The sequence below is a fragment of the Clostridium tertium genome (genome assembly GCF_017873245.1).
GTDB lineage: Bacteria > Bacillota > Clostridia > Clostridiales > Clostridiaceae > Clostridium > Clostridium tertium.
Genome location: NZ_JAGGJY010000002.1, coordinates 1 through 17,586, shown reverse-complemented (window position 1 = coordinate 17,586; position 17,586 = coordinate 1). Strand labels below are relative to the sequence as shown.

Here is a 17,586-nt window from a genome sequence, read left to right as displayed (position 1 = left end):
ATGGAATCTTGGAATAACTCAAAGTATGTTTATCAAGTAGATAATCCTAGTGATGACGAAAGATATAATATGCTTGAATATATACTAAAGGATCAAAAAAGAGTAGATGATATAAATAATATAGTTGAATTAATGAGCCCACCTACAGATATAACTAATATATGTCAAAGTGGTTATGCAAAAGATATAAAAGTAGCAATAATTGGTGCAGGAGAAGCAGGTTTAGCTACAGCAGTTGAATTAAGGAAGATAGGATGCGATATTACATTATTCGAAGCAAGCCAGAGAATAGGAGGAAAAGTTTATACTTATTATTTTGATAGAAAAAATAATAAGTATGGTGAGCTTGGAGAAATTAGCATACCAGTATCACATTATACCACATGGCATTATATTAATCTTTTCAATCTTGAGACTAGACCTTTTGTAAATAATAATAATAATTCTTTACTTTATATTAGAGGGGCAAAGGCAGTAAATGATCAAAAGGGAAAACAAGTAGTAAAGAATATACATCCAAAGTTTGATTTATCAAATAGTGATAAAAAGAAATTAAAAGAACAAGTAGATAAAAAATTTTATAAAAAGTATTTAGAATTTCTTACACTCGAAGAAAGAAGAGAATTATTAGAGATCAAAGATAAATATTCAGAAAAAATAGAGCAAATAGATAAATTAAGTTATAGAAAAGCATATGAAAATGCTGGATTTAGCGAAGAGGCAATATCAATGTTGGGATATCTTGATGGAAGTAAGCAATTTTATCAAATTGGTCTTATGGAAATACTACAAAGATATTATACAGTAGATTCAGAATTTAATTATTATATTAAGGATGGAATGATAAATTTACCTCTTTCATTATATGGAGCTTTATTCGATGAAAATGAGAAAATATTTAATGGCATCGATAAAGAAAAATTAGGAAATGTAAAAGTAAAAATGGGGACACCAGTTGAAGGAATATATAGTTCAGAAACAGAGGATAGAATTACTATTAAGTATGCAGAAGGAGAAATGAAGAAAGAAGTCCTGGAGAAATTTGATTATGTAATATGCACAATACCTTTTCAAAGTTTAAGAAGAATGGATATAGATCCTAACTTTAATTCAAGAAAAATACGTGCAATAAATGAAATGAATTATGAGACATCAGGGAAAATATATCTTTATCTTAAAGAAAGATTTTGGGAAAAGGGAGGCAAATCAAAAGGAATAGTAGGGGGAAAAACCTTTACTGATATTCCACTAGTATCTATTTATTATCCTTCAGATCATTCAGAAGCTTTAAATGATAAGATAGGTAGTTATATATTAAAACCAGGTGCAAGTCCCAAGGAGTCAGGAGTATTGCTAGTAAGTTATAGTTGGTGTAATGAAGCAATGTTACTTGGAAATGAAAATGCAGAATTACAAATTCGTGATGCTATAAGATATATAGAAAAGATTCATAATCTTCCACTGCATTATATTGATGATAATTTAATTGATTATAAGTCATTAATTTGGTCGGATGTTCAATATATATGGGGGGCAGGGGCATTATCAAAACCAGAAGATAAGATATTATTTTCTTATGGAGCAAAAATGCCAGAAATGAATAATAGAGTGTTTTTGGCAGGAGAGCATATATCTCAAAAACATGGAACTCAACAAGGTTCTCTTCAAAGTGGTATGATTGCAGCTAATGAAGTTGCAGAAAGAATAATGATAAATAATAAAATTTAACTTTAATATAGAAATTAATATTTATCATAAAAAAATAATGACCTGCACAAAAGTTGTAGGTCATTATTTATATTATAAAAAATCCAATTTAAATTTATTTATTAAGTACTTTCATTAAAGTATATAAATATTTTAAAAGGTGATGATAGATAAATTCAATTAAATATATAGGAACACTTAAACTGTCATCACCATTTATAACTACTAAATTTAGTAGAAATACTAAACACTTTTAGTTATAGCTAAGAAAATAAATTTTATTAATCAACATCATCATCGTCATCATCATAACAGTCAGGGAATAAAGGTTCTAAGTTTTGATCTGGATAGAACTTAGGAATTGGAGCCTTATCAAAGATTTCGCATGGATCTTCATCTGGTTCATCCTCACAAATAACTTTAGGAACAGGACAATAATCATATGCAGGAATTAATAGTTGTACAAGAAGTTCACATTTTACTACAATGTAGTATCCTAAAGTGATATCTAAAACTTCATCCCCATTTTTATCTTTAAGTATTTCACCGTGTAGTGCTTCTGCAACCATTTCAAGTCTTATGATGTTAGAATCTTCTTCTAGGTCAGTACTAGCTGAAATTTGAGAAATTGAATCAGGGCAATAGAATTTTCCAATTACATCAGTTCTATTAATCTCATAAAATTCACTCTTAGTTTTACCATCACAATCAAGATAATCAGCATAGAAAGAAATCATGTAATTAAGAACTACCTTTTTAAATCCGCGTTTACCTTTAATTGGTATCTTTTCTACTGAAAGAAGTGTTATATTGAAGTCTCTACTAGAAATATATCTCTTAGGATCGACTAGTGGATCGCTTCTTAATTCACAATCAGTTGTATTTGTGTCTGGACCTCCACAATATACTAGGCATCTTTTAATTAAACATTGATCAAACACCTTAGGTACTTCAATACAAACTAACTCCGCAGGATCAGGTAGACGTCCTTGCTTATTTACTAGACCTGGACGTGGTACGAATTTTTTGAAGTTAATGGACATATAATATCCTCCTTTTAAAATAATAAAAAACAAAAATTTATTTACTCACATTACATGATATGTAGGAAGATAAAAGAGGTGATATTAAAAAATATATATAAAATAAATTTTTTACTCCATAAAATTGCATAATATTTGCTTATTTTAAATATAATTTTATAAATGGTTTATTTAAAAGAGAAAATAAACGAAATGAGTAGCTATATCTTATAATTAATGGTTTTTGCCTATTAATATATAGGAAAATAATAGGCTAAATAACTTTATAATAGAATTCTATAAAGGGGAGAGTGAATATGAGTGATGTATGCCCGTGGATATATTTAGATTATAAAGAAAACTTATGGAAATTTTCATTAAATAATAATAAAGAATTGAGCTACAGAATTATGTATAAAGAAGGGAAGTGGACTAAGGAAATTATAATTGATACAAAAGTACTTGGATTTTCTACTTATATTGATGAAAATGAAGGAATACATTTGTTATACAGTAATTCTAAATATGAACTAAGATATTGTACAATGAAGAATAAATTATGGGTAGGGAAACCTATTTATCAATTAGATAATAAAGATTTTGAGATAGAAAACTTGAAAGTTGAAATTATAGGATCTAATATGCATATTTTCTATTTGTTAGTTGGTAATGATGGAAGTGATCATGGAGTATTAATGCATTGTACTTGGAATGGACGAGAAACCACTATTAATAGATTAGCAGATATTATTTTAATTTCTAATTTAAAGGAATATTACTCTGTAAATGTAAATTATAAAGGAGATATTTATGTATTTTTCCTTTCAGATGAAGGCGATGAGATATCTTTAAATTATTGTAACTTTGAAAATCAGAGGTGGCTACAATCAAAAAGACTTTATGGAATTCAAGGAGAGGATATAGAATTTGAAGTTGCTATTGATAGGCAGGATATTCATATATTAAATAAATCTAGAGAAGGTATAATACATTCTTTGGATCATGTTTTTATAGATTCTATAGGAAATGTAAAGCACTTTAAAATATATGAAAATAAAAACAATTTATTAGAAACTATTTTATTTATTGAAAGTAATAAATTATGCTCTTGTTGGTTGGAAAATGATAAGATTTTTTATTCAATTTTCAATAAGGATAAATGGGAATTTCCTGTTTACTTTGATAGAGGAAATAATGATAAGTTAGAAAAATATAATGCCTTTATTTGTACAGGTAATGATAGTTATATTAAAGAAAAAAGGGTCTATGGAACTGATAACTTAGATATGAAGATATATGATCCAAGTGAATTTTTAGTTACTATGAAAGATTCATTAAAATATGATAGAAGTAAATATGAAGAAAATTCTTATTCCGAAAATGAATTAGTTGAAAGCTTAAAGGCGGAATTATCTAGAGAAAAAGTAGAAAATAATAACTTAGTAAATAGAATATCACATTTAAATTTGAAGTTACAAAAAAATCAAAAGTTTATGGATGAATATGAGCAACAAATCACTAGAACAATAGAGCAGAAAAGGAAGGCGGAAGAAAACTGTAATGTATTTTTAGAACTACAAAAAAAGATTCAAAAGGACCTTGAGGATACTAATGGTCAATTATTAGAAATTAAAAAATCAAAAGAAAAACTTGAGGATAGAGTGAAAGATTATTGGGATGAAATTATATCACTTAAAAATCAATTAGATATATCAAGTGATAAGGTTTGTAAATTATCATTTGAGTTAGATGAAGCAAATAAAAAGAATAAAGAAGAAAAAGAGTCTAAGATAATAGTAGAAAATAATATGAAAGAAATTCTAAAGGAAAATGCCTCACTTATGATAGAAATAACATTATTAAATGAAGAAAATAAAAAATTAGTCTCTGAATTAGTTGATAAAAATAAACAGCTAATAGAAGAAAAAGAATATAAGCTGCAAGTAGAAAATCAATCAAAATATCTGCAAGAAGAAAATCTATTAATAAAAGAAGAAGTTAGGTTAATAGCTGAGGAAAATAATAAATTAAAAGCAGAATTAGATTTAGAGAGAAATCAGTCAGTTATGGAAAGGTTATTAAGAAGAAAAACTAGTAATAGTCAAAATAATTTTTAATATATTGTGTAAATTAATGGAAAGTAACTTGCAGTATTTTAGAGCATACAATAGAGGGGAAAATTGCTTAAGAGTTAGGAATTTAGAGGAGAATATTATGAGATCAGAAGACTATGATTATGTAATGGCATTTACATCTCATTATAGAGCTGTATATATGTATGATAGATTAACTCAAAAGAAAATAGAAGTGAAATTAGTTACGGCACCAAATAAGATTAATATTAGCTGTACACAAGCATTAAAGTTTAAAGAAAAAGATAAAGAAGAAATACAAAAAGAATTGGCTAAAAATAATATATATCCAACTGCAGTATTTAAGATAATAAAAGAAGGTAAAAAAGAAACTTATGAGCTAATTGAATAAAGATAAATTAACTTTATATAACTATAGTATTAAGTAATTAAAAGGGGGGAATGAGAATCCGTGGCTAATGTAAGAAAAAAAACTATCTATTATATATCTAACTTAAGTACTGGCAAGGTATCTATAATTGATGGAGATAGTTATAGTGTTATAAAAGAGGTTGAAGTTGGTCCTAGACCGCAAGATATCGTTGTTGATGGAAAAAATAATGTTTATATTGCAACAGATAGAAATAGTAAGGTTACACTTATTGACCACTTGCATAACACTAATAAAACTTGGTATATGCCTAATAATGGAAATATAAAAGTGGATTCCATTTCTCAAAAAATTTATGTTTGTAATACAGAAGAGGTATGTATTTATAATCTAGGTAATGGAGATATACTTGGAAGAATAACAGGATTTATTGCTGCAGATAGCATGGAACTTAATAAGAGTAGAAAAAGATTATTTGTACTTGATATTTTTCAAAATGAAATAAAAGCTTATGATACTACAGAGTTTAATTTAATTAAGGTTTACAAAGAAGTTGGAAATACTCCAAATTTTATGTTTATGGGGGACAGTGAACGATATTTATATATTTCCAATAAAGGATCAAATAGAGGGACTTATACTGGAAATGTATCTATATTAGATCTTGAAACAGGAAGTGTTTCATATATAGATTTTCAAGAAGGATCAAGTATTACGGATTTAGATGGAAGTGAAAATTTTTTATATGCAGCAAATAATGGATTACATAGAATTGAAGTTATAGATACAATAAATAAAAAATATATAGCAAGTATTAGTACTACTTTGCCAGACTTACAGAGAATTAGATTATCTCCTGATAAAAAAGTACTCTTGGTAACAAGTAAAGATAATGAAGGAAAAGGAGTACTTGATAGAATAGATGTTTCTAATAATGTTATTTTAGATACTTTTACTTTGGATGATAATAATATAGTCCCATATGATATAGGAATTATTATAGAAAATAAAGAAATAGAAGAAAAATATTATATTTCTACCAGTGCAAATGATAAGTGGAAGCAAGAAAAGGGAAATACTATATTAGCAAAAAAAGTTTTATCGACTTATAAAGAAAAGATGAATTTTCCACAAGTGTCAGTGGAAATATCATTGAAAGAAGATGATATTTTAAGTATAGAAGAAGTAATTTTTGAAAATTGCAGTGTTATAGAAGAAAGTAAAAGAAGAAAAATTTTTGAGAATAGAGATAAATATTTAATACTAGAATATAACTTTGATATTCCATACTATATAAAATGCAAAAACCAAAATGAAGAAAAATATATAATTGAAGGAAGACTTAAAGGAAAACAAAAAGCTAGATTATATATTTCAGATTATAAGGAAGGTAATGGAGTAGAATATGTAGTAAAATCGCTAACTAAGCTAATAAGTTCTCCAATAAATAAAGGTAATGTTATTAAGTTTGATGTTAGCTCTATAATTTCAACCCATGCAATTATAGAGGATCTTGTATTTATACCATTTTGTAAGCAGTGTATGGAACTTAAGGAGGATATTATGTATGAATGACAAAAAATACGATTATTTTTTAGTAAGAAATAAAATGAAAAATTTACTAAGATTTTCATACGATCATAGACTAGGGATATATTATGAAGTGCTTATAAATGGAAAATGGCAAAAAAAAGAAGTTATTTATAAAGAGAGTTTTGAAAATTTTTATGTTATTGAAGATTTTAATAAAAATATAAATTTATTGTGCCAAGATGTTAGTGGAGATATTATATTATGTATATTGGATGGATATGAGTGGAAGTATAAAACTCTCTTTTATATGAAATATAATGAAATAATGCCTATAGAAGCAAAAATTTTTTGTTCTAAAAATAATATACATCTTTTATATAATCTAATAAATGAAAGTAATACTATAGAAATGATAATCCATCAGTCTTATAAGGAATTAAGTGACTGGTCGCCATTGGATGTTCTTATCAATATAGACTGTTATTCAAGTCTGTCTTATTATATTTCTCAAAGCTATAACTCTTGCGTAATTCTAATAAATTCTATGGCATACGGTATATATAAATTGAGTTCAAGAGCATTCAATATATCTAAAAATCTTTGGGAAAAGGAAATGGTTATATATATATCTAGAATGCCTTACAAAGATTTTTCTTTTTGTGTAGTAGAAAATAGAAGTCATTATCTTATTGTTACTGAGGAAAGTAATATTAATGTACTAGTTTATCAATATAGAGATATATTAACTGATAAACAAATAGAATTACAAAAAAGCTTAATATTATTTGAAGATGAAGAAGTTGATTCATGTGTAATGCTAACTTTAGATAATGTATTATGGGCATTATGGATAAGTGATAAAAAGTTGTACGGATGTTTTTCTAGAAACAATGGACAAGACTTTAGTGATCCAATAGTATATAAAATTTTTGATAATATAATACCTACAAAAGCGCATTATAAAGAGTTTATAGAGGAAGAAAAAATATATATAGATAATGAAATATATATTATTAATAATAATATGGAAGTAGACTTATTTTTACATGAACTTTTAGTAGCTCAGGTAGCTTTAGATATAGATAGCAATAAGCAATATATGAAATTTAAAGATATAGTTTATGAAAATATAAATATAAATCATAAGGACATAGAAGATAAAAGTAGTGAGAAAAAGTTCTCAATAAAAAATGGGTTTTTGACAATAAATAGTAGGGAATTGTAACAATATTTATACTTAATGAATAAAGTATTAAATTGAATAACTTAATATAGAAAATAAAAAAGGAGGGAATTAAGTGGAATATAATATTTTAATTGGTGGAAGTGCTGGACAAGGTCTTGATACATTAAGTGACTTTCTAGAAAGGTCAATAAAGAAATTTGGATTCTATGTTTTTTCAAATAAAGATTATATGTCAAGAGTTAGGGGAGGCCATAACTTTATACAAATAAGATTTGGAGAAAATGAAATATATTCACATAAAAATGAATTAGATTTAATACTTGCTTTAGATGAAAATACAATTTCATATCACAAAGATAGATTAAAGGATGACGGGATTATAATATCAGATAAAAGTATAAAGAATGAATATAAAAAAAATATAAAATTACCTCTTATAGAAACTGCTAAAGGATTAAGCTTATCAAAGGCATTTACATCAGTAGCAGCAGGAGTAATATTAAAATATTTTTCAATAGACTTAGAAAATATAGATAAATATTTTAGTAGTAAGCTTTCAGAAGATGTAAGGAATAAAAATATACAAGCAGTTAAATTGGGATATGATTTAATTGAATCAAAGCATAAAATGAAAGGAAATGATTTAAGTGATCATATATTAATAAATGGTAATAATGCTATTGCATTAGGAGCTATTGCAGGAGGATTAGATTTTTATTCTGCATATCCAATGACACCAGCAACTAGTATAATGACCTATTTAGCTAAAAAGCAAGTAGAAACAGGAATGGTTGTAGATCAAGCAGAAGATGAAATAGCTGCTATAAATTTTGCTATTGGAGCATCATATGCAGGAGCAAGAGCTATGACAGGAAGTTCTGGTGGTGGAGTTTCATTAATGGTTGAAGCATTTGGGCTTGCAGGTATAACAGAAACACCAATAGTTATAGTAGATTCACAAAGGCCAGGAGCAGCAACAGGACTTCCAACAAGAACAGAACAAAGTGATTTAAGCTTTTTATTAACAGCATCTCAAGGTGAATTTCCAAGAATATTAATAAGCGTTAGAAATGCTGAAGATGCATTTTACAAAACTGTTAAGGCATTAAATTTAGCTGATAAATATCAAACTGTTGTAATCTTATTAACAGATCAATATTTAGCGGATTCAAATATAACAATTCCGAAATATAATTTAAATAATATTGAAATAGAAAGATATATTTCAAATGGAGAAGAACTAAAAGAAGATGAGGAATATAAGAGATATAAGGTAACTCAAAGTGGAATTTCTCCTAGAATGATTCCAGGTAATTCTAAGAATCAAGTAGTTTTAGTGGATAGTGATGAACATACTGAGGAATCACATATAACAGAAGAAGCAGAGGTTAGAAATGCTCAAATGGAAAAAAGAATGAAAAAATTAGAGCTTATTAAAAAAGATATAGAAGAGCCAGAATTTATAGGCAAAGAAGATTTAGAAATTCTATTATTAGGATTTGGATCAACTTATGGAGCATTAAAAGATGCAGTTGAAGAATTAAATAATCAAGGTGAAAAAGTTGGTGCTTTAAGTTTTGGAGATATATATCCATTACCAAAAGAAGGTTTAAGAAAGTATGCAAAGCAAGCTAAAAAAATAATAAATGTTGAGCAAAACTTTACAGGGCAATTAGGTAAGCTAATAACTCAAGAAACAGGAATATTAATGAATTATAGCATACTAAAATATGATGGAAGACAAATATGTGGAAATGATATAGTAGCTAGGTTAAGAAAGGAGGAGTTTTAATGTTAGATTTAAATTTGTATAAGAGTAATGATGAAATTGCTTGGTGTCCAGGATGCGGAAACTTTGGTATATTAGCATCTTTGAAAGAAACTTTAGCAGAACTTGAATTAAAACCAGAAGATGTAGTTATAGTATCAGGAATTGGGCAAGCAGCTAAAACTCCTCATTATTTAAAAGTAAATGGGTTTAATGGACTTCATGGTAGGGCATTACCACCAGCACAAGCTATAAAAATGGTAAATAAGAATCTTAAAGTTATTATAAATAGTGGTGATGGGGACTCATATGGTGAAGGTGGAAATCATTTTATTCATAATATAAGAAGAAATGTAGATATGGTACATCTTGTTCACGATAATCAAATTTATGGATTAACAAAGGGACAGGGTTCACCAACAACTGCAAAAGGTCAGATTACTTCTATGCAATTTGAAGGAGTATATTTAGAACCAATAAATCCATTAGCGTTAGCTATTAGTGCTGGAGCAACATTTGTAGCTAGAAGCTTTTCAGCAGATAAGGAACATTTAAAATCAATGATTAAAGCAGCAATGAATCATAAAGGATATGCATTAGTAGATATAATGCAGCCATGTGTTGTATTTAATAAAGTAAATACCTTTAAATGGTATAAAGATAGAATATATAAATTAGATGATAGCTATGACCCAACTAATAAAATGGAAGCACTTAAAAAAGTAGAGGAATTTGGGGATGAGGGAATTCCAATAGGTATAATATACAAAGATGATAGTAAAGAAAGCTATCATGAAGTACATCCAGTATTAAAAAGTGGAGTTAATTTAATAGATAGAAAATGGGCTGTTGAAGATACAGAAAAGCTTATAGATGAATTTTTATATAATTAAAAGATAAGAGTTATAAATTAATTTTAAAAATAGGCTGTCGTAGAAAAAGATTTAATTATTCGACAGCCTATTTTTTATGTAAATTATTTTAAGGTTTTAAAAAAATCTGTGACTTCCTTAGAGCTTCCTCGAAAAATAATTTTATCTTCTATTTTTTCTAAAGAGTATTTATAAAGAGGATCATAGTACTCTTTAAGGAATACTTCTATCCAGCCTTTATGGAAATCAACACTATTAGTAGATAATTGATTTTTATAGGCTAAATTAAGTTCATCTAAAACTACTTTAAATCTATCTCCACCAAGCTTTTTCTTAACTCTATCCATGCTTGAAAATATGTAATTAAACCATTCACTTAATCCCAGCTCTTCTCCAAATTTATTAATATACTCTATTTGAGAATCTATAACATATTCTTTTAATGTATTTTCTACACGCTCTTCTAGGGAACATTCTAAAAACACTACGTTTCCACTGTGAAAATAGTTAAAAAAGTCTTGAGGAATAAAATTCTTTCCGATGTTTTTGCCTTCATCTTCAAAAATAATATGTTTAAATCCCTTTTCTTTACACTTAATCAAAGAATAAGCTAAATTATTTTCAAAGTTAATTTGTGTAGGTTGAGGATTGGCATGGGCACCAAATGATGATCCTCTATGATTAGCTATTCCTTCTAAGTCTATTGAATTTTCTATTTTTTTCAAAACTATAGTCTTTCCAGAACCTGTGAAGCCTGTTAAAACAATAGGCTTATAATTTTGATTTTCTATAGATAATGAACTAATAAGATAATTACGAAAGGCTTTATATCCACCTTCTAGTCTATAAATCTCTCTGCCTAAAGCATCTGTAATCCATTCTTGAGCAATCCTTGAACGTGATCCACCTCTAAAGCAATATAACATAGTAGAGGGATTAGATTTTATAAATTCAATCCAAGAGTTTAATCTATCCTCTTTTACTTTACCTGATACTAATTTATATCCAAGCTTTGTAGCTTCTTCATTTCCTTTTTCTTTATAACAAATTCCTATAATATGCCTTTCTTCATTATCTAAAATTGGTAAGTTGAAAGAATTTAAAAATGCTCCTTTTTCATATTCTATAGGTGCTCGTACATCTATAAGTGGTATATTTTCTAATACTATTTTTTTTAAGTCATTTATTACTGGGTATTTCATATTAATCACAATTCTTTCCTTCTATTTTTGATATTTATTAATTATTACTATTTTTTGTACGCTTTATTCAATATTATAAAATTTTATGTGTATAAGTTGCAATAAAGATTTTAAATTTAATAAATATTGTTTAAAGTGAAAATAATAAATAGTATGATTACTTTACAAATTAAGTTGTGTGACATAGTCACATAAAAAATACTTTTTATATTGTAGAATAGTCACATAATTAAAAAGTTAATTTTATTGGTAGGAGTGAATGTAGAATGTTTGGTTTATTTAATAAAAATTCAGGAAAAGTTATAAATGTAAATGATATTGATAATTTAATTGGTAAGATAGATTTAATTGATATAAGAGAACCATACGAATATAAAACTGGAAGCATAAAAAGTGCAAAAAATATTCCAATGGGGGATCTTCTAAATGATCCAGAGAAATATTTAAATAAGGACAAAGAATATCATATAGTATGCCAATCAGGAGGAAGAAGTTCAACTGCATGTAATAAGCTAAGAGGCCTTGGATTTGATGTAGTTAATGTTGCTGGTGGAGTTGGGTCATATGTTGGAAGCAAAAGAAAATAGCAAATGCTAACATATAGTGAAAAAATGAAAGAGTGAAAAAATTAAAAAATTATGGATAAAACTCCTATAGGAGTTTTTGAAGTTACAATATTAATTGTTAATTATCAATTTGGCTTAGTAGTAGCTAGCAGGAGGGTTCTGTATGAAGAAAAAAATATTAATAGTTGGTGGAGTAGCTGGAGGAGCTTCAGCTGCAGCAAGATTAAGAAGATTAAGTGAAGAAGATGAAATAATAATGTTTGAAAAAGGTCCTCATGTATCATTTTCAAATTGTGCATTACCATATCACTTAAGTGGAATTATTGACGAAGCAGATAAGCTTGTGTTAATGAGTCCTGAAAAGTTTAAAGCTCAATATAATATAGAAGCTAGAGTAAATAGTGAAGTAATATCAATAGATAGAAAAAATAAAGAGCTTGAAATAAAAAATACTCAAACAGGCGAAATTTATAGAGAAAATTATGATAAATTAATTTTATCACCGGGAGCAAAGCCAATAGTACCTAATATTCCTGGTATTGAAAAAGTTAATATGTTTACTATAAGAAATGTTGTAGATATAGATAAATTAAATAAATTCGTTAAGGAATTAAATATAAAGGAAGTAGCAGTAATTGGTGGTGGATATATAGGAGTTGAAGCAGCTGAAAATTTAAAAGAAGCTGGATATGAAGTTTCTTTAATAGAAGCTATGGATCAAATATTAAAGCCGTTTGATTATGATATGGTTCAAATACTACATAAGGAAATCTATGATAATGGTGTTAATTTAGTTGTTGGAGATAAGGTTTCAAGCTTTGAAAAAGATAAAGTAGTATTATCATCAGGTAAAAAGGTTAATGCAAAGGCTGTGGTAATGGCAATAGGTGTTTCACCAGAGGTATCATTAGCAAAAGAAGCAGGCATAGAACTTGGTGAAACAGGAGCTATTAAGGTTGATAAAAATTATAAAACTAATGACGATGATATTTATGCAGTAGGAGATGCAATTGAAGTATATAATTCATTAACACATTCCATGACAAAATTATCTCTTGCAGGTCCAGCTCTAAAGGAAGCTAGATCAGTAGCAGATCACATAAATGGTAAAAGAGGAATAAATAATGGTTATATTGGATCTTCAGCAATAAAGGTATTTGATTATAATGCTGCTGCAACAGGGTTAAATGAATCATTAATTAAAGTTTTAAATATGAATATAAAGTATGATATTGTAAGACTTATAACTAATGACAAAGTTGGGATAATGCCTGACGCATCACCAGTTCATTTTAAACTTATATATGAAGTTCCTACAGGTAAGGTATTAGGAGCACAAGCAATAGGAAAAGGTGATGTTGCTAAGAGAGTTGATATAGTAGCAACTATTATAAAACTTGGTGGAACTATTGAGGACTTAAAAGACCTAGAGTTATGTTATGCACCACCATATAGTACAGCAAAGGATGTTGTTAACTATGCTGGTTATATAGCATCAAATTTATTAAATGGAGATTTTAGGCAAGTTAATGTTGATAAGGTAAGAAAGCTAGTTGAAAGTGGAGCTTATATAATAGATGTAAGAGAAATTAGAGAGTATGAAAATGGGCATATAAAAGGTGCTAAGAATATTCCACTTAGTCAACTTAGAGAAAGAATAAATGAAATACCAAAGGATATTCCAGTTTACTTACATTGTAGGACGGGTCAAAGAAGTTATAATGCAGCATTAGCATTACAAAATTTAGGTTATAGAAATGTTTATAATGTAACAGGAAGCTTCCTTGGACTATCATTTTATGAATATTTTAATGATAAGACAACTGAAAGAGAAAGTATAGTTACACAATATAATTTTAAATAGCTCAAAAGACTTCAGGAAGGTTTTCTTGAAGTCTTTTTCTATTAGTAGGTTTTAGTAGATAAAGGGATAAATCACATGTTTATTTTATGTATTTAATATAAACTTATACATATAATATTTAAAAGTTGTATAAAGTTTTTATTTAAATGTGTTAAAATATAGAGTATGAGATAAAATATGTAAAAATTATTTATTGCAATTTGCTTTTATAATAGTATATTTTATTTAAATAAGTAAAAAAACAATATAAGAATGGAGAGTGAAGCTATGAAAAAAGTAGAAGAAAGATTTTTAGAATATGTAAAAATAAATACAAAATCAGATGAAACAACTAGAGTAACTCCAAGTACAAAGGGACAATTAAATTTAGCAGAAAAGTTATGTAATGAGTTAAAAGAAATAGGATTAAAGGATGCAAAGATAAGTGAGCATGGATATGTTTATGCAACACTAGAAAAAAATTGTAATAAAGATTTACCAGTTATAGGTTTTATAGCTCATATGGATACAGCTCCAGATTATAGTGGAGAAAATGTAAATCCTAAAATTATAGAAAACTATGATGGTGAAGACATTAAGCTAAACGATTCAGTAGTATTATCTCCTAAGTTTTCACCTGAATTAAAGGAATATGTAGGAAAAACATTAATTACTACAGATGGAACTACACTTTTAGGTGCCGATGATAAAGCGGGGATTGCAGAAATTATGACTGCAATGGAATACTTAGTAAATAATCCAGAAATTGAACATGGAACTATAAAAGTAGGCTTTACACCTGATGAGGAAATTGGAGAAGGTGCAGATCACTTTGATGTTGAAGAATTTGGTGCAGATTTTGCTTATACAATGGATGGTGGAAGAATTGGAGAACTTGAATATGAAAACTTCAATGCTGCAGGCGTAAAAGTTCAAATAAAAGGAGTTAATGTTCATCCAGGTTATGCTAAAAATAAGATGTTGAATTCAATTATGGTAGCTAATGAGTTTATAAATAGTCTTCCTTTAGATGAAGTTCCAGAAAAAACTGATAAATACGAAGGCTTTTCTCATCTTACAGATATAGAAGGAACTGTTGAAAATACATCATTAAATTATATTGTAAGAGATTTCTTTGAAGATTCTTTTGAAGCTAGAAAAGAAAAGTTTAAATCTATAGAAAAAGAACTAAATGTTAAATATGGAGAAGGAACTGTAGTTGTAAGTATAAAGGATCAATATAAAAATATGAAAGAAAAAATTGAGCCTGTTATGCATATAGTAAAAAATGCAAAAGAAGCAATGATAGAAGCTGATGTTGTTCCAAATGTTAGACCTATAAGAGGAGGAACTGATGGGGCAAGACTTTCATTTATGGGCTTACCAACTCCAAATATATTTGCAGGTGGCGAAAACTTCCATGGAAAGTATGAGTATGTTCCAATAGAATCAATGGAAAAAGCTGTAGAAGTTATAATTAATATAATAAAAAGATATAGCAAATAATTAATATTTAGAAGTTGAATTTTTAATTATTATTTAAATGTAAAAATAATAATTAAGTTTTTAATGATAAATTAATAGTATTAATTACTTTATAATAAAAATGAAAATTACTACAAGCTTTTAATTCTTGTAGTAATTTTTTATAAGTTACTCTATTATATCGGATATATTTTCTTCAGTATCTTTTGGCTCAATATTTGAAGAATTAGATGTTTTAGTAGGTTTTTTATTAACAAAATTATTTAGTACATTAGCTAAATCTACTCCTGTTATATCTTTCAATACTTCAAAACCATTAGCAGTAACATCAGTTACAATTTTAGCAACCTTTGATGCTCCTTGAGATCCACCATTATCTATAACAGTTAATTTATCTATTTGTTGTAATGGACTTGCAACTTCTTTCATTACATCTGGTAGGCTATTTACTACCATTTCAACTATTGCAGCTTCTCCGTATTTAGCCATTGCCTCAGCCAATCTGTCTTTTGCTTCAGCTTCTGCAATACCTTTAGCTTTAATGGCATCAGCTTCAGCTAAACCTTTAGCTCTTATAGCCTCTGCATCTGCTTGAGCTTGAATTTTTTTAGCATCAGCTTCAGCTATTGCTCTTACTCTTATAGCTTCAGCTTCCGCCTCCGCCTGTCTAATAGCTTGAATTTTATGTGCTTCTGCAGCAACTTCAACTTCATATTTTTTAGCATCAGCAGGCTTTTTTACTTCTGCGATTAATTTCTTTTCAACAACTAAAGCTTCTTTTTCTGCAAGTTCAGCTTGTTGTTCAGCTAAAATAGAATTATTTTCAACTTCTTGTAATTTATATGCCACGTCGGCATTTGCTTTTGCTTTATCTTGTTCAGCTCTAAATGCTTCAAGTTTAATTTTTTTATCTCTTTCACTTTGAGCAATTTCTGCTTCTGCTTCGAGTTTTGCTTTTTGTCCTTCTCTTGTTGCACTAGCAGTTTTAATTTCTGTATCTCTTTTTCTTTCAGCTTCAGCTATATCAGCTTCTGATTTAGCAGCAGCTATTTGAGGCTTAGCTCTATTTTCTAAGTATCCACCTTGAGTACTTATTTTTAAAATTGTATAAGATATTAGGACTAAACCCATTGATCCTAATTCATTTCTTATATCATCTTCAATTCTTTGTTCAAATGAAGCCCTATCTTCATTTATTTGTTCAACAGTTAATGTGGAGATAATACCTCTTAGTTTACCTTCTAATATTTGCTCAACTATAGTTTTTATGACATTTACTGTATTTTTCTCTCCACCACTACAAAATTGCTCTACTGCTTTTAATACGTTTTCGCTATCATTTTTAACTTTTACAACTGCAGTACCAACTATATTAACAAATATACCCTGTTTAGCAGGTGCTTCATTTACATCTGTTGTCATTGAGATATTTTCTAGTGAAATAGTTGAAGATGTTTCTAGTACGGGAATCATTAATCCCCCTCTTCCAAGTAAAACCCTTTTTCGAAGACCTGTAATTACCATTGCTTTATCAGCAGGTACTCTTCTCCAGAAAGATAGAAATACTATTAAAACTATAATTACAATAATTATTATTGGAAGTACGTTTAATAGTTTTTCAAGAAAAATATCCATTATTATTTCCCCCTTTTATAAATTTAAATTCATATTACACTCATATTTTATCATAAAAATTTAAAAAATATGAGATATTTAGAAAAATAAGGTTAAACTATTTATAGCATGAATACTTATTATGATATAATATGTATAAAATGTTGAAATTTATATAGTGAAATAAAAAAATATGAAATATTCTAATTGTAATAAAGACTATATATTTAAATTGAAGTGTTTTATTTGTTAGGGGATATTTTTTAGTTGTATGTGAATTTTTGTTTTGGTTGTTGCTAGTGTTGCTTTGTGTGTTGGTTGGGGT

At 27.6% G+C, this 17,586-nt stretch carries 13 protein-coding genes; 10 read left to right on the top strand and 3 right to left on the bottom strand.

Features of this window, described 5'->3' with window-relative positions:
- A complete protein-coding gene (locus J2Z25_RS03135) occupies nucleotides 1-1,728 on the top strand; it encodes a flavin monoamine oxidase family protein (RefSeq protein ID WP_209738283.1) in 1,728 nt (575 codons plus the stop codon).
- A 260-nt stretch (nucleotides 1,729-1,988) separates the two neighbouring features.
- On the opposite strand, the gene J2Z25_RS03130 is transcribed toward J2Z25_RS03135, so the two are convergent.
- The gene (locus J2Z25_RS03130) at nucleotides 1,989-2,750 is read right to left on the bottom strand and encodes a hypothetical protein (RefSeq protein WP_008679739.1); all 762 of its coding nucleotides are present in this window, start codon (nucleotides 2,748-2,750) and stop codon (nucleotides 1,989-1,991) included.
- 296 nt (nucleotides 2,751-3,046) lie between these two features.
- On the opposite strand from J2Z25_RS03130, the gene J2Z25_RS03125 reads away from it, so the two are divergent.
- The 6 genes from J2Z25_RS03125 (at nucleotide 3,047) to J2Z25_RS03100 (ending at nucleotide 10,572) form a co-directional block, all read left to right on the top strand.
- Complete coding sequence (locus tag J2Z25_RS03125) at nucleotides 3,047-4,846, top strand: synaptonemal complex protein 1 (protein WP_209738281.1); 1,800 nt, start codon at nucleotides 3,047-3,049, stop codon at nucleotides 4,844-4,846.
- Between the two features lie 97 nt (nucleotides 4,847-4,943).
- Nucleotides 4,944-5,213, top strand: a complete 270-nt coding sequence (locus J2Z25_RS03120) for a putative Se/S carrier protein (protein ID WP_097034141.1) — start codon at nucleotides 4,944-4,946, stop codon at nucleotides 5,211-5,213.
- A gap of 60 nt (nucleotides 5,214-5,273) precedes the next feature.
- Nucleotides 5,274-6,767 (top strand): YncE family protein, encoded by a 1,494-nt coding sequence (locus J2Z25_RS18540; RefSeq protein ID WP_342451336.1) that lies wholly within the window; start codon nucleotides 5,274-5,276, stop codon nucleotides 6,765-6,767.
- Complete coding sequence (locus J2Z25_RS03110; protein ID WP_209738279.1) at nucleotides 6,760-7,950, top strand: hypothetical protein; 1,191 nt, start codon at nucleotides 6,760-6,762, stop codon at nucleotides 7,948-7,950. The genes J2Z25_RS18540 and J2Z25_RS03110 overlap by 8 nt, the downstream gene beginning before the upstream one ends.
- Before the next feature lie 73 nt (nucleotides 7,951-8,023).
- Entirely contained in the window at nucleotides 8,024-9,703 is a 1,680-nt protein-coding gene (locus J2Z25_RS03105; protein ID WP_209738277.1) for a 2-oxoacid:acceptor oxidoreductase subunit alpha, read from the top strand.
- Nucleotides 9,703-10,572: a 2-oxoacid:ferredoxin oxidoreductase subunit beta gene (locus J2Z25_RS03100; RefSeq protein ID WP_097034144.1), complete on the top strand. Its 870-nt coding sequence runs from the start codon at nucleotides 9,703-9,705 to the stop codon at nucleotides 10,570-10,572. Before J2Z25_RS03105 ends, J2Z25_RS03100 begins: the two co-directional genes overlap by 1 nt.
- 83 nt (nucleotides 10,573-10,655) lie before the next feature.
- Here J2Z25_RS03100 and mnmH read toward each other — a convergent pair whose 3' ends face one another.
- Nucleotides 10,656-11,753, bottom strand: coding sequence for a tRNA 2-selenouridine(34) synthase MnmH (gene mnmH / locus J2Z25_RS03095; RefSeq protein WP_245173065.1), 1,098 nt, complete (start codon nucleotides 11,751-11,753; stop codon nucleotides 10,656-10,658).
- A 266-nt stretch (nucleotides 11,754-12,019) separates the two neighbouring features.
- Here mnmH and J2Z25_RS03090 point away from each other — a divergent pair, with 266 nt between their 5' ends.
- The 3 genes from J2Z25_RS03090 (at nucleotide 12,020) to pepT (ending at nucleotide 15,668) form a co-directional block, all read left to right on the top strand.
- Complete coding sequence (locus J2Z25_RS03090) at nucleotides 12,020-12,340, top strand: rhodanese-like domain-containing protein (RefSeq protein ID WP_008679726.1); 321 nt, start codon at nucleotides 12,020-12,022, stop codon at nucleotides 12,338-12,340.
- Between the two features lie 142 nt (nucleotides 12,341-12,482).
- Nucleotides 12,483-14,183, top strand: coding sequence for an FAD-dependent oxidoreductase (locus J2Z25_RS03085; RefSeq protein ID WP_209738273.1), 1,701 nt, complete (start codon nucleotides 12,483-12,485; stop codon nucleotides 14,181-14,183).
- A 252-nt stretch (nucleotides 14,184-14,435) separates the two neighbouring features.
- On the top strand, nucleotides 14,436-15,668 hold the full coding sequence (pepT, locus tag J2Z25_RS03080; RefSeq protein WP_280915508.1) for a peptidase T: 1,233 nt from the start codon (nucleotides 14,436-14,438) through the stop codon (nucleotides 15,666-15,668).
- A gap of 147 nt (nucleotides 15,669-15,815) precedes the next feature.
- Here the strand turns inward: pepT and J2Z25_RS03075 are convergent, their stop codons facing one another.
- On the bottom strand, nucleotides 15,816-17,282 hold the full coding sequence (locus J2Z25_RS03075) for an SPFH domain-containing protein (RefSeq protein ID WP_209738269.1): 1,467 nt from the start codon (nucleotides 17,280-17,282) through the stop codon (nucleotides 15,816-15,818).
- Between the last annotated feature and the right edge of the window lie 304 nt (nucleotides 17,283-17,586).

What these genes read in the sequence shown, in the direction of transcription:
- J2Z25_RS03135 (WP_209738283.1), top strand. Translation starts at nt 1, where the DNA reads ATGGAATCTTGGAATAACTCAAAGTATGTTTATCAAGTAGATAATCCT.
- J2Z25_RS03130 (WP_008679739.1), bottom strand. Translation starts at nt 2,750, where the DNA reads ATGTCCATTAACTTCAAAAAATTCGTACCACGTCCAGGTCTAGTAAAT.
- J2Z25_RS03125 (WP_209738281.1), top strand. Translation starts at nt 3,047, where the DNA reads ATGAGTGATGTATGCCCGTGGATATATTTAGATTATAAAGAAAACTTA.
- J2Z25_RS03120 (WP_097034141.1), top strand. Translation starts at nt 4,944, where the DNA reads ATGAGATCAGAAGACTATGATTATGTAATGGCATTTACATCTCATTAT.
- J2Z25_RS03110 (WP_209738279.1), top strand. Translation starts at nt 6,760, where the DNA reads ATGAATGACAAAAAATACGATTATTTTTTAGTAAGAAATAAAATGAAA.
- J2Z25_RS03100 (WP_097034144.1), top strand. Translation starts at nt 9,703, where the DNA reads ATGTTAGATTTAAATTTGTATAAGAGTAATGATGAAATTGCTTGGTGT.
- mnmH (WP_245173065.1), bottom strand. Translation starts at nt 11,753, where the DNA reads ATGAAATACCCAGTAATAAATGACTTAAAAAAAATAGTATTAGAAAAT.
- J2Z25_RS03090 (WP_008679726.1), top strand. Translation starts at nt 12,020, where the DNA reads ATGTTTGGTTTATTTAATAAAAATTCAGGAAAAGTTATAAATGTAAAT.
- J2Z25_RS03085 (WP_209738273.1), top strand. Translation starts at nt 12,483, where the DNA reads ATGAAGAAAAAAATATTAATAGTTGGTGGAGTAGCTGGAGGAGCTTCA.
- pepT (WP_280915508.1), top strand. Translation starts at nt 14,436, where the DNA reads ATGGAGAGTGAAGCTATGAAAAAAGTAGAAGAAAGATTTTTAGAATAT.
- J2Z25_RS03075 (WP_209738269.1), bottom strand. Translation starts at nt 17,282, where the DNA reads ATGGATATTTTTCTTGAAAAACTATTAAACGTACTTCCAATAATAATT.